This is a genomic window from Mesorhizobium sp. M4B.F.Ca.ET.058.02.1.1, from assembly GCF_003952505.1.
Lineage (GTDB): Bacteria > Pseudomonadota > Alphaproteobacteria > Rhizobiales > Rhizobiaceae > Mesorhizobium.
Map to the genome: position 1 here is coordinate 5199968 of NZ_CP034450.1, position 13448 is coordinate 5213415.

Here is a 13448-nt window from a genome sequence, read left to right on the forward strand (position 1 = left end):
CAAAGCACACCGGGAACCGAAGGGATGTCGCAAGGGTATGGTGCGATCGCACCATACCCTTGTGGGCGTCGAGCCGGAACAATGGCGGCATCGGATTCGCTCCTTCGGTTACGGGCGGGAGCAGCGACCGCCGGCATGAAACAGCGTCGAATCTACCCCAACGGACCTGTTTTCGGCGATGGCTCGGCCATGATGCGCTCTGGCCAGGGGCAACGCGCTCTCGTCCGGCTTTTCTTTTCTCGGCGGCCGCGGCTCGCGCCGCCGAGGGCGGGGGCGGTCATCGAAATTCGCGCAAGTCCCTGATTCCCTCCGGCAAACGGCCTTTGCCTCGCGGAGGCTGGCGGCCAGCCGTTTCCGCCAGACCAGTGAGACGTTACCGGGCTGACACGAAACTGTCATGCAACTGTAATAATCGGAAGCTATTGGCCTCACCGGGCGCCAATGGACAGCGGTGCCGAGAGACCATCTTCCGAACAGGAGCAGGCCACATGAACAAATTCCTTCTCACGGCGTCGGCCGCTGCGCTTGCGCTCGCCGCGTCGTCCGGCTTCGCCGCCGCGCGCGACCAGATCCAGGTTGCCGGGTCGTCGACCGTCCTTCCCTATGCCAAGATCGTCGCCGAGCAGTTCGGCGAAACCTTCACCAAGTTCAAGACCCCGGTGGTCGAGTCCGGCGGCAGCGGCGCCGGCATCAAGGAATTCTGCAAGGGCGTCGGCGAAGACACCATCGACATCGCCAACTCCTCGCGTCCGATCAAGAAGGACGAGATCAAGTCCTGCGCCGACGCCGGCGTGAAGGACATCCAGGAAGTCCGCATCGGCTATGACGGCATCGTCTTCGCCACCGACGTCAAGGGCCCGGACTGGGCGCTGGCTCCCGCCGACATCTACAAGGCGCTCGCCGCCAAGCTCGTCGTCGACGGCAAGCTGGTCGACAATCCGAACACCAAGTGGAACCAGGTCAACCCGAAGCTCCCCGACTGGGACATCGCCGCCTACATCCCGGGTGAAAAGCACGGCACCCGCGAGGTGTTCGAGACCAAGCTTCTCGACGCCGGCTGCGACAAGGCCGCCATCAAGGCCACCGGCATCAGCGACGACAAGGAAGTCGGCAAGACCTGCATCGCCATCCGCAAGGACGGCAAGGCTGTCGACATCGACGGCGACTACACCGAGACGCTCGCCCGCATCGACTCCAACAAGACCGGCGTCGGCGTGTTCGGCCTCGCCTTCTACGAAAACAATGCCGACAAGCTGAAGGTCGCCACCGTGGAAGGCGTCACGCCTTCGACCGAGACCATCGCCAGCGGCAAGTATCCGGTTTCGCGCCCGCTGTTCTTCTACGTCAAGAAGGCGCATCTCGGCGTCGTTCCGGGCCTGAAGGAATATGTCGAGTTCTTCCTCGACGACCAGATGATCGGCCCGGAAAGCCCGCTCGCCGAGTACGGCCTGGTTTCGGCTCCCGATGCCGAGCGTCAGGCGCAGCGCGACGCGTTCGCCGCCGGAAAGACCATGTAATCAAGCTTGCGGACCGGGGCGCGGGTTTGCCCGCGCCCCGATCTCTTCGCCTGCCGCAGCGGCGGTAGCGACCGGAGCATGATCCCGAACCGAAGCACCGCGTCAGCGAAAAGTGGGGACCGGTTTTTGCTTCGCTGACCTCTGGTTCGGATAAGATCATGCTCAAACAAGGGATTTCCCCTGGGGTGGGTTCATGTCGTCCATGCTCGTACTTGCCATTGTAGTCGCCGTCGGCCTGGTCGCATTCTTCATCGGTCGCCAACGCGCCGTCGCGCAGGACAATGGATCGGTGAAGCCGCATTCGCGCGCTCACTATCACGGCTGGTGGGCCTTCCTGCTCGCTGTCCTGCCGGCCCTCCTGCTGCTTGCCGTGTGGAACATCGGTTCCTCCATCTACCTCGACCGCCACATCCATGCCGCTTTGCCCGAGCGCACCGCCGACAGCGCGGTCGCCAGCGAGGCGCTCGACGTCAGCCTGGTGAAGAGCCTCGCCAAGGGCCTGCGCCAGCTCGATGCCAACACCCAGCTTCCCGCCAGCTTCGCCGAATTGCAGCCGCTGCTCGCCGCCAAGGGCGTGGCGCTGGCGACGGACACCCAGGATTACATGATCCCGATTGCCGTCGAGGCGAACGCGGTGCAGGGCCGGCTCGGCATGATCGGAGCCGTCGTCACCCTTGCCCTGTCGATCGCCGGCGCCTTCTATGCGCTAAGACAAGTCGCGCCACGGGCGCGCGCCAGGAACAATGTCGAGCGGCTGATGCTGTGGGGGCTGCTGGCGGCCTCGACCATCGCCATCCTGACCACCGTCGGCATCGTGCTTTCGATGCTGTTCCAGACCATCCAGTTCTTTGAGAGCGTCTCGCCGGCGAGCTTCTTCTTCGGCACCGTCTGGGATCCGCGCTTCGCCGCCGCCGGCTCGGGCGGCAGCCAGGGCCAGTTCGGCCTGATCCCGCTTCTGGCCGGCACGCTCTACATCGCCTTCGTCGCGCTGCTGGTGGCGGTGCCGGTCGGCCTGATGTCGGCTGTCTACATGGCCGAATACGCCTCGCCCAAGGTGCGGTCGGTGGTCAAGCCGGCGCTCGAGTTGCTGGCTGGCATCCCGACCATCGTCTACGGCATCTTCGCCGTCGTCACGCTGGGGCCGTTCCTGCGCGATCTCTCCGCGGCGCTGACCGGCGGCTCGCCCTTCATCCAGGGCCAGAGCATCTTCACCGCCGGCCTGGTCATGGGCGTCATGCTGATCCCGGTCGTCTCCTCGCTTTCCGACGACATCATCACCGCGGTGCCGCGCGCCATGCGCGACGGCTCGCTCGGCCTCGGCGCGACACGCTCCGAGACGATCAAGCGGGTGATCCTGCCGGCGGCATTGCCCGGCATCGTCGGCGCCATCCTGCTCACCGCCTCGCGCGCCATCGGCGAGACGATGATCGTGGTGCTCGCGGCCGGTGTCGCCGCCAATCTCACTGCCAATCCGTTCGAGGCGATGACGACCATCACCGTCAAGATCGTCAACCAGCTGACCGGCGACCTCGAATTCAATTCGCCGCAGACGCTGGTCGCCTTCGCGCTCGGCATCACGCTGTTCGCGCTGACGCTGGTGATGAACATCGTGGCCCTCTACATCGTGCGCAAATACCGGGAGCAGTACGAATGACCGATATCCCGCTGGATACGATGGTCCGCACCGCGGCCCCCGCGCGCCGCGACATCGGCCTCAAGGCGCGCTACGCCGCCGAGCGCCGGTTCCGCATCTACGGCGCGCTGGCGATCTCGGTCGGCCTCGCCTTCCTCGCCATCATGCTGATCACCATCGTCTCGAAGGGCTACACCGCCTTCTGGCAGACGACGGTATCGCTGCCGATCAATTTCGACGAGAAGGTCATCGATCCTTCCAACAAACGCGCCACCGACCCGGAGGTGCTGATCAAGGCCAACTACCCCAAACTTGCCGACAGAGCGCTGATGGCCAAGCTTGGCATCGACCCCAGCAACAAACCGATGGCATTGAAGCTGAAGGGCTTCCTGTCGGAGGGCGCGCGCGTCCAATTGCGCGACATCGTCGTTGCCGATCCGTCGGTCATCGGCACGACGCGCAATGTCGACATCCTCGTCGCCGCAAACCTCGATTCCGCCTTCAAGGGGCAGATCGATCTCAATGTCGAGGAAGCGCGCCGCAAGGTCTCGGACCAGCAGGTCGCCTGGATGAACCAGCTCAAGGCCGACGGCACCATGGCCGAGCATTTCAACAAGGGCCTGTTCAGCTATGGCGCCTCGAGCCGTCCGGAGACATCGGGCATGGGCGTTGCCATCATCGGCTCCTTCTACATGATGGTGATCGTGCTGCTTCTGGCGCTGCCGATCGGCGTCGCCGCCTCCATCTATCTGGAGGAGTTTGCCAAGAAGAACCGCTTCACCGACCTGATCGAAGTCAACATCAACAATCTGGCGGCGGTGCCGTCGATCGTCTTTGGCCTGCTCGGCCTCGCGGTGTTCATCAATTTCCTCGGCATGCCGCGCTCGGCCGCCTTCGTCGGCGGCCTGGTGCTGACGCTGATGACACTGCCGACGATCATCATCGCCACCCGCGCGGCGCTTGCCGCCGTGCCGCCGTCGATCCGCTCGGCGGCGCTCGGGCTTGGCGCTTCCAAGATGCAGATGGTGTTCCAGCATATCCTGCCGCTTGCCGCCCCCGGCATCCTCACCGGCACCATCATCGGCCTGGCGCGCGCGCTCGGCGAAACCGCGCCGCTGCTCCTGATCGGCATGGTCGCCTTCGTCGCCGACTATCCGAAGACTCCGTTCGATCCGGCGACCGCGCTGCCGGTGCAGATCTACATGTGGGCCAACGAGGCCGAACGCGCCTTCGTCGAGCGTATGTCGGGCGCCATCATCATCCTGCTCGTCTTCCTCATGGCCATGAACATCACAGCGATCGTGCTCAGGCGCCGGTTCGAACGGCGCTGGTAAAAGAAGGCATCTGGTATGAACATCATGACCGAACAGTCTCTTGAAAACGCAGTGGGCGACAAGATGAACGCCAAGTCGAACGAAGTGATCAAGATGCGCGGCGACAAGGTCGGCGTGTTCTACGGCGAAAAGCAGGCGCTGTTCGACGTCAATCTCGACGTCCGCCTCAATCAGGTGACGGCGCTCATCGGACCTTCGGGCTGCGGCAAGTCGACCTTCCTGCGCTGCCTCAACCGCATGAACGACACCATCGACTCGGCGCGCGTGACGGGCAAGATCACGCTGGACGAGGAGGATATCTACGACAAGAACATCGACGTCGTGGAGCTTAGGGCTCGCGTCGGCATGGTGTTCCAGAAGCCCAACCCGTTCCCGAAGTCGATCTACGAGAATGTCGCCTACGGCCCGCGCATCCATGGGCTGGCCAAGCGCAAGGCCGACATGGACCAGATCGTCGAATCCAGCCTGAAGAAGGCGGCGATCTGGAACGAGGTGAAGGACCGCCTGCACGAGCCCGGCACCGGCCTGTCCGGAGGCCAGCAGCAACGCCTGTGCATCGCCCGCGCCATCGCCGTGTCGCCGGAAGTGATCCTGATGGACGAGCCCTGCTCGGCGCTCGACCCGATCGCCACCGCCCGTGTCGAGGAGCTGATCGACGAACTGCGCCAGAACTACACGATCGTCATCGTCACCCACTCGATGCAGCAGGCGGCCCGCGTGTCGCAGCGCACGGCGATGTTCCATCTCGGCTACCTGGTCGAGGAAGGCGCCACCGACAAGATGTTCACCAACCCCGACGACAAACGCACCCAGGACTACATCACCGGCCGGTTCGGCTGATTTCCACGCACGAGGACAGGATCATGGGTGAACATCATACGGTTGCGTCTTTCGACGAGGATCTGGGAGCGATCAGCAAGCTGATCGCCGACATGGGCGATCTCGCCCGCTCGATGGTCGCCGGCTCGACGCGCGCGCTGCTCAATTCCGACAATGCCCTGGCGCAGCGCGTTGTTTCCGACGACGCCATCATGGATGCACGCCAGCGCGAACTCGACGACCGCGCCATCACGCTGATCGCCAAGCGGCAGCCGATGGCCAACGATCTGCGCGCCGTGGTCGGCTCGATCCGCATGGCGGGCGACCTCGAACGCATCGGCGACCTCGCCAAGAACATCGCCAAGCGTGTCGGTACCGTCGGCCTCAGCGTCACGCCGCGTGATCTCTCGCATTCCATCGACGGCATGGCGCAGCTTGTGCTGGTCCAGGTGCAGGGCGTCATCGAGCAATATGCCGCCGCGGATGCCGCAGCCCTCGCCAAGCTCCGCAACGACGACGAACGCATCGACGTCAAATACACCTCGGTGTTCCGCGAGCTCCTGACCTACATGATGGAGGATCCGCGCAACATCACCGCTTGCACGCATCTTCTATTCTGCGCCAAGAACCTGGAGCGCATCGGCGACCATGTCACCAACATTGCCGAGAACGCCTACTACGTGCTGACCGGTCAGCAACTGCCCGCCAATCGTCCGAAGCTGGACGAGACGGCGATGTCGGCGCCGGCGGCCTGAGAAGAAGGGTGACCGGCTGATGATCGCGCCACGCATCATGGTGGTGGAGGACGAGGAGCCGCTGGGGGTGCTGCTCCGCTACAATCTGGAATCGGAAGGCTACCAGGTCGAGGTGGTCACACGCGGCGACGAGGCCGAGATCCGGCTGCAGGAAAACGTGCCCGATTTGCTGGTGCTCGACTGGATGGTGCCGGCGGTTTCCGGCATCGAGCTCTGCCGGCGCCTCAGGATGCGGCCGGAGACCGAGCGGCTGCCGATCATCATGCTGACGGCGCGCGGCGAGGAAAGCGACCGGGTGCGCGGCCTTTCGACCGGCGCCGACGACTATCTGGTCAAGCCGTTCTCTACGCCGGAGTTCATGGCGCGGGTGAAGGCGCTGCTACGCCGCGCCAAGCCGGAAGTCCTGTCCAGCATGCTGAAGGTCGGCGACATCGTGCTCGATCGCGAGTCGCATCGCGTTTACCGCAAGAAGAGCGAGATCCGGCTCGGCCCGACCGAATTCCGGCTGCTCGAATTCATGATGCGGCATCCCGGCCGGGTGTTCTCGCGCAGCCAGCTGCTCGACAATGTCTGGGGCGAGACGATCTACATCGACGAGCGCACCGTGGACGTGCATGTCGGGCGCTTGCGCAAGGCGGTCAACAATGGCCGCATGCCGGATGTCATCCGCACCATACGCGGCGCGGGCTACGCGATCAGGGAAGATTGACGCTCAGGCCACGCTCTTCCCGGCGGCGCTGCCTTTCGCCTGGACGCCTGGCGCGAAAATCTCCTGGTCGACAAAGCCGAGCGCGCGCATGGCGCAGCCCTCGCGGATCAGCGGCAGTTCGTTCGGCTCGGTGTCGAACGAGATCGATTTCGAATGCTGGCCGCCGGCGGTCTGGGCGATCGCCTCGCGCAGCGCCGGCTCGATCAGGTCGAAGGCGGCGGCGCTGACGCCGACCATGGCGACCGGTGCGGGATCGATCAGCGCGAACAGGCTGCCGAGGCCGAAGCCGAGCGCCTCGCCGGCCTTGCGATAGGCTTGGCGCTCCGGACCGTCGCCGGCGCGCGCCCGCGCTGCGAGCGAGCGCATGTCGGCGTCGCTGACATCGACCGGCTCGGCGTCCTCGCCCATCTCCTTGGCATTGCGCCAGATGGCGTAGTTGCCGGCATAGGCCTCGACGCAGCCGCGCCGCCCGCAGCGGCAGAGCGCGCCGCCCGGCCGGTGGATCATATGGCCGAATTCGCCGCCCGAGGAATGGGTGCCGGTGAACAGCTCTCCCTTCAGCACCAGCCCCATGCCGATGCCGTGCGACAGCAGGATGGCGATGAAGTCGTCGCGGTAGCGGTCAGGGTCACGCCACTGCAGGGCCACCGCCATCATGTTGCAGTCGTTCTCCATGGTGGCCGGAACGCCGAATTCGGCTTCCAGTATGTCGGCGAAGGCGATGTCGGTCTGCGGCGTGATCGGCGACCACAACATGGCGCGGGCATGGGTGTCGGTGATGCCCTGGATGCCCATGGCGATGCGGGCGACGCCGCGGACGTCGAGATCGGGATCCTCGAAGCGGCGCCGGACGATGGCCACGCATTCGCCGATCAGCTCGTCGCGCGGCATGATCGCCGTGTCGAGGCGGCGCTGCTCTTCGGCAATGACCTGCCCGGCGTAGTCGATGACGGCGACGGAAAGGAAGTTCAGCGACAGGACCACCGTCATCACCGCCGTGGCTTCCGGATTGAGCGCAAGCCCGACCTGCGGCCGGCCGCGCTTCAGCGAAACAGCCTCGTTTGCCTTGCTCTCGGTCAGGATGCCTTCCTGGATCAGGTCGGACGAGATCGCCGAGATGGTCGAATGGCTGAGGCCGGTGGTGGCGGCGATCTCGGTCCGCGACGGCTGGCCGGCGCGGCGCACGGCCGAAATCACCATCGCCCGGTTGCGTCGGCGCAGATCGTCGTGGCGGATTCCAACCGACATGCCCTATTTCCTCCCGGTCGTCGCGGCCGTTTTTGATCTCAAGGGGCCGTCGGCGGACACCGTATGAATTGTGGCAGAAGCGGGCCGGCCTGTCATTTATTTATTACGGAGCTCGAAAAAAATTCGCAGGGGCGTCAGAATCCAGCAGAATCAATGTTGACAGCGCTCCGGCGTTGGATCACTATTTTTTCGAGGCTCGAAAAAAAGCCTCTATGCCGGCCTCAGGGCCAGTCTGGGTCGCGCCGCAATGGCGCAGGGAGGATATCATGAAGAAATTCGCAGCCGCCATGCTGGCGGGTGTCGCCATGTCGTTGACGCTCGCGTCGGTCGCCGAGGCGAAGGACAAGGTGATCGGTGTTTCCTGGTCGAACTTCCAGGAAGAACGCTGGAAGACCGATGAAGCGGCGATGAAGAAGGCCATCGAGGCGGCCGGCGACAAGTATATTTCCGCCGACGCGCAGTCCAATCCGGGCAAGCAGCTGACCGACGTCGAAAGCCTGATATCGCAGGGCGCCAACGCCCTGATCGTGCTGGCGCAGGACGCCTCCGCGGTCGGACCGGCGGTGCAGAAGGCGCTGGACGAAGGCATTCCAGTCGTCGGCTACGATCGGCTGATCGAGAACAAGGACGTCTTCTACCTGACCTTCGACAACAAGGAAGTCGGCCGTATGCAGGCCCGCGAAGTGTTCAAGGTCAAGCCGGAAGGCAACTATGTCTTCATCAAGGGCTCGGGCGCCGACCCGAACGCCGATTTCCTGTTCGCCGGCTCCATGGAAGTCCTGAAGGTAGCCATCGACGGCGGCAAGGTCAAGAATGTCGGCGAGGCCTATACCGACGGCTGGCTGCCCGCCAACGCGCAGAAGAACATGGAGCAGTTCCTGACCGCCAACGACAACAAGGTCGATGCGGTGGTGGCGGCCAATGACGGCACCGCAGGTGGCGTCGTCGCCGCGCTGACGGCGCAGGGCCTCGCCGGGACCGTTCCGGTGTCGGGCCAGGACGGCGACCACGCCGCGCTGAACCGCATCGCACTCGGCACGCAGACCGTGTCGGTGTGGAAGGACGCGCGCGAGCTCGGCAAGAACGCCGCCGAGATCGCCTCGGCGCTCGCCGACGGCAAGAAGATGACAGACATCGCCGGCGTCAAGGATTTCACCACGCCGGGCGGCAACACCGTCAAGTCGCTGTTCCTGACGCCGGTGGCGATCACCAAGGACAACCTCAACGTCGTCATCGACGCGGGCTGGATCAAGAAGGACGAAGTCTGCGCCGGCGTTGCCGCCGGCGCCGTCGCCGCCTGCAACTGAGGCAAGCCTTCCGGTTTGAAGACTCGGCGCCGCGGCCCAAGAGCCGCGGCGTCCATCGAGCTTCGCTTCGCAACGGCTTCCGGCTTCAAGTGAGCCGGGAAAGCCAATAGAATCATGTTCCGGCAACCGCGCCAGACGGCAACCGGTGGGAGGAAATCATGACCGATACGACCTCAAGCACGGTCGCCGCGGACCGGGCACGCGCAGCCGAACTCAGCGCCGCCGGCCGCTTCCTTAAGGCAACCGAACTCGACACGCGCATGCTCGGCATGGTCGGCGCGCTGCTGGTCATCTGGATCGGCATCCACGTCCTGTCGGGCGGGCTCTTCCTGACCCCGCGCAACCTTTGGAACCTGTCGGTGCAGACCTCCTCGGTGGCGATCATGGCGACCGGTATGGTGCTGGTCATCGTCATGCGCAACATCGACCTTTCCGTCGGCTCCGTCGAGGGCGTGGTCGGCATGATCATGGGCGTGGCGCAGGCCGAATTCCTCATTCGAGTCATTGGCTTCCAGCTCGGCAATCCGTGGCTCTGGATCATCGCGCTCGCCGCCGGCGTGGTGCTTGGCCTGGCGATCGGCGCGTTCCAGGGCTTCATCATCGCCTACATGGAGGTGCCGGCCTTCATCGTCACGCTGGGTGGCCTGCTGGTCTGGCGCGGCATGGCCTGGATGATCACCAGCGGCCGCACGGTCGCGCCGCTCGACGCCACTTTCCAGCTGATGGGCGGCGGACCGCGCGGCTCGATCGGCGCCACAGCCAGCTGGGTCGTCGGCGTCGTCGCCTGCGCGGCGGCCGCTTTCGCGCTGCTCAACGGCCGCTCGCAGCGCAAGCGGTTCAATTTCCCGCTGCGCCCGGTATGGGCCGAAATCTTCCTCGGCATCGTCGCCTGCGCCGCCATCCTCGGCGCGGTCTGGGTCGCCAATTCCTATCCGTGGCCGGTCGGCATCGTGCGCCAGTACGCCGAGCAGAAAGGCATCGCCATTCCCGAAGGCGGCCTGTTCATCGCCCATGGCATCGCCATACCGGTGCTGATGGCGGTCGCGGTCGGCATCGTCATGACCTTCATCACCAGGCGCACCCGCTTCGGCCGCTATGTCTTTGCCATCGGCGGCAATCCGGAAGCGGCCTCGCTCGCCGGCATCAACACGCGCTGGGTGACGATGAAGGTGTTCATGATTATGGGCGTGCTGGCCTCGATCAGCGCGGCGATCTCGTCGGCGCGCCTCAACGCCGCGACCAACGCGCTGGGCACGCTGGACGAACTGCTGGTCATCGCCGCCGCCGTCATCGGCGGCACGTCGCTCGCCGGCGGCTCGGGAACCGTGCTGGGAGCCATGCTCGGCGCGCTTTTGATGCAGTCGCTGCAGTCAGGCATGGTGCTGCTCGGCATCGACTCGCCGCTGCAGAGCATCGTCGTCGGCGCGGTTCTGGTCGTCGCCGTCTGGCTCGACACCGTCTACCGCAAGCGAGTCTGAGCAAGAACTTCAGGGAGGAGACGCGACCATGGAAAAGACAGCTCCCACCACCGGCACGCCGCTGATCGACATGCGCAACATCTCGATCGCCTTCGGCGGCATCCGCGCCGTCGACGACGCCTCGATCGATCTCTTCCCCGGCGAGGTGGTGGCGCTGCTCGGCCACAACGGCGCCGGCAAGTCGACGCTTATCAAGATACTGTCCGGCGCCTACAAGCGCGACGCCGGCCAGATCTTCGTCAATGGCGAGGAGGCGCACATCTCCAACCCGCGCGACGCCAAGAAATACGGCATCGAGACGATCTACCAGACGCTGGCGCTCGCCGACAATGTCGACGCCGCGGCCAACCTCTTCCTCGGCCGCGAGCTGATGACCGGCTGGGGCACGCTCGACGATGTCGCGATGGAGGCCGAGGCGCGCAAGGTGATGGGCCGACTCAATCCGCGTTTCCAGCGCTTCAAGGAGCCGGTGATCAAGCTTTCCGGCGGCCAAAGGCAGTCGGTGGCAATCGCGCGCGCCATCCTGTTCAATGCCCGTATCCTGATCATGGACGAGCCGACGGCGGCACTCGGGCCGCAGGAGACGGCGCAGGTCGGCGAACTGGTCAAGCAACTCAAGGCCGACGGCATCGGCATCTTCCTGATCAGCCACGACATCCACGACGTGTTCGAGCTCGCCGACCGGGTCTGTGTGATGAAGAACGGCCAGGTCGTCGGCACCGCGCGCACCAGCGACGTCACCCAGGACGAGGTGCTCGGCATGATCATCCTCGGCAAATGCCCGCCTGGCGCCATTCCTGGGCCGGGAGCGCTGAAGATCGCCGCTTGAGTCTGTAAGCCGGCTAAGTGACGCTCGCGGATGGGCCAAGCGTCATGATGGTTTGACAGCGCCATTGTGTTGCCGCGGCGACTTGCTCATAAAGGAGCGTATGCTCAGGGGCACCGCCATCCTTTGAAGAAGTTCTTCCCGATCGTCGCCTTCATCGCCGTCGCGCTGATCAGCCTGACGATGGCGGGGTTCGCCTATTTCGCCACGCAGGAAGCGGCGCGAATCAAATTCGATGCGACAGCAGACGACGCGCTCAACCGCATCGAGAGCCGTATCGATCTCCATCTTTCGCTGCTGCGCTCGACCCAGGCGCTGTTCGACGCCCGCAATGGCGACATTTCACGCGGCGAGTTCAAGGCGTTCTTCAGCGCGCTCGATGTCGACAACAATTTCGCCGGCCTGCGCGGCATCGGCTTCCTGCGGCTGGCCAAGGCCGGCGACGAGGCGGCGGTCGAGCGCGACATCCTGCGCGACCACGGCGTCGCCCATCAGGTCTACCCTGCCACGACGCAACCCTGGCGCACGCCGATCGTGATGTTCGAGCCGATAGACCCGTCCAACCAGGCCAGCATCGGCTTCGACATGTTCACCGAGCCGGCGCGGCGGGCGGCGATCGAAAAGGCAATGGCCGACGATCAGCAGCATGCAAGCGGTCTGGTCCAGCTCGGCCAGGGAACCGGTGCCACTCAGACCTTCCCCGGCTTCCTGGTCTTCGTGCGGCTCAATGTCGAGACCGCGCCCGAAGTCATCAACGCCAGCCGCTCCTCGACCGCTGGTTTCCTCTATGCGGCGTTTCGTGCCCGCGATCTGTTCCAGACGGCGCTCAGCCGCACGCCGCTCCTGCCGGTCAACACGGAGATCTATGACGGCCAGCCTGACGCCGACAATCTCCTTTTCCGGTCGGAGACGCCGCCGGTGGAGACCTTTGGCGACAGGCTGCTGGTGACCCGCAAGATCGTCGTCGCCGGCCGTCCCTGGACTGTGCTGTTTCGGCCGACAAGCGCTTTCTCGCTGCCTTCGTCGCGCGCCATTCCGGTGATGCTCGGCCTGTTCGGGCTGCTGCTCGCCGGCGCGATCGCGCTGGTGGCGCGCTATCAGGAGCGGGCTTACGACGCAGTGTCGCTGCTACACGAGACGACGGAAAAGAGCCTGCTCGAAAAGGAGCTGATGCTGCAGGAAATGAAGCATCGCATCAAGAATTCGATCACGCGGGTGCTGGCGATAGCGCGCCAGACGGCCTCGCACGCCACCGACGTGAAGGAGTTCTCGTCATCCTTCGCGGCGCGGCTGCAGGCGATGGCAGCGTCCCAGGACATGCTGACCCGCTCGCGCTGGCAGAAGGCCGATCTCGGCGATCTCCTGCGCATCGAGCTCGGCCAGGTGTTCGGCAAGGAGCTTCCCGAAGACATATTGTCGGGGCCGGAGGTGCTGCTTGACGAGACGACCACCCAGGCGCTCGGCCTGACCTTCCACGAACTGGCGACGAACGCACTGAAATATGGCGAGGCCGGCAATTCCGTGGGAGCACTCAAGGTCGACTGGTTGCTGGAAGGGCGCGGCCGGGATCGGACGTTGGTGCTCAACTGGCGAGAGGCCGGGCAGAAGCAGCTCGAAGCACCGGCCAAGACAGGCTTCGGCACCAAGCTGATAGACCTCAACGTCACGCGCGAATTGGGCGGCACGATCAAGCGCGATTTTCGCGCCGAGGGGCTGGTGGTGGTAATCAGGGTCCCGCTGGCGGGGTGAATGGATCCCGTTCGCTCTGAACGGTCATTTTCAGGCGGCACAAACAAACGGAGACCGGACGAGCCGGCCTCCG

The 13448-nt window shown here is 64.9% G+C and carries 11 protein-coding genes; 10 read left to right on the forward strand and 1 reads right to left on the reverse strand.

Translation table 11 applies throughout. The annotated features are described in order from the left end of the window. Nucleotides 1-488: 488 nt before the first annotated feature. The 6 genes from EJ073_RS25285 to phoB all read left to right on the forward strand — a co-directional run bounded on the left by EJ073_RS25285 (nt 489) and on the right by phoB (nt 6767). Entirely contained in the window at nt 489-1517 is a 1029-nt protein-coding gene (locus tag EJ073_RS25285) for a substrate-binding domain-containing protein (RefSeq protein WP_126057985.1), read from the forward strand. 193 nt (nt 1518-1710) lie between these two features. After that, the gene (gene pstC / locus EJ073_RS25290; protein WP_126057986.1) at nt 1711-3171 is read left to right on the forward strand and encodes a phosphate ABC transporter permease subunit PstC; all 1461 of its coding nucleotides are present in this window, start codon (nt 1711-1713) and stop codon (nt 3169-3171) included. After that, entirely contained in the window at nt 3168-4484 is a 1317-nt protein-coding gene (gene pstA, locus EJ073_RS25295; RefSeq protein ID WP_126057987.1) for a phosphate ABC transporter permease PstA, read from the forward strand. The genes pstC and pstA overlap by 4 nt, the downstream gene beginning before the upstream one ends. A gap of 15 nt (nt 4485-4499) precedes the next feature. Further along, nucleotides 4500-5324: a phosphate ABC transporter ATP-binding protein PstB gene (gene pstB / locus EJ073_RS25300; RefSeq protein WP_126057988.1), complete on the forward strand. Its 825-nt coding sequence runs from the start codon at nt 4500-4502 to the stop codon at nt 5322-5324. A 23-nt stretch (nt 5325-5347) separates the two neighbouring features. After that, nucleotides 5348-6058 carry a phosphate signaling complex protein PhoU gene (phoU, locus tag EJ073_RS25305; protein WP_126057989.1) on the forward strand — a complete coding sequence of 237 codons (711 nt, stop codon included), beginning with the start codon at nt 5348-5350 and terminating at the stop codon, nt 6056-6058. Nucleotides 6059-6077: 19 nt separating this feature from the next. Further along, the gene (gene phoB, locus EJ073_RS25310; protein WP_006203872.1) at nt 6078-6767 is read left to right on the forward strand and encodes a phosphate regulon transcriptional regulator PhoB; all 690 of its coding nucleotides are present in this window, start codon (nt 6078-6080) and stop codon (nt 6765-6767) included. 3 nt (nt 6768-6770) lie between these two features. Here the strand turns inward: phoB and EJ073_RS25315 are convergent, their stop codons facing one another. Next, on the reverse strand, nt 6771-8015 hold the full coding sequence (locus EJ073_RS25315; RefSeq protein ID WP_126057990.1) for an ROK family protein: 1245 nt from the start codon (nt 8013-8015) through the stop codon (nt 6771-6773). 266 nt (nt 8016-8281) lie between these two features. Between EJ073_RS25315 and xylF the strand changes: the two genes are divergently transcribed. The 4 genes from xylF (at nt 8282) to EJ073_RS25335 (ending at nt 13375) form a co-directional block, all read left to right on the forward strand. After that, a complete protein-coding gene (gene xylF, locus EJ073_RS25320) occupies nt 8282-9322 on the forward strand; it encodes a D-xylose ABC transporter substrate-binding protein (protein WP_126057991.1) in 1041 nt (346 codons plus the stop codon). Nucleotides 9323-9480: 158 nt separating this feature from the next. Then, entirely contained in the window at nt 9481-10800 is a 1320-nt protein-coding gene (locus tag EJ073_RS25325; RefSeq protein WP_126057992.1) for a sugar ABC transporter permease, read from the forward strand. A 28-nt stretch (nt 10801-10828) separates the two neighbouring features. Beyond that, entirely contained in the window at nt 10829-11629 is an 801-nt protein-coding gene (locus EJ073_RS25330) for an ATP-binding cassette domain-containing protein (protein ID WP_126057993.1), read from the forward strand. 123 nt (nt 11630-11752) lie between these two features. Next, nucleotides 11753-13375 carry a CHASE domain-containing protein gene (locus EJ073_RS25335; RefSeq protein ID WP_126057994.1) on the forward strand — a complete coding sequence of 541 codons (1623 nt, stop codon included), beginning with the start codon at nt 11753-11755 and terminating at the stop codon, nt 13373-13375. Nucleotides 13376-13448: the final 73 nt, after the last annotated feature.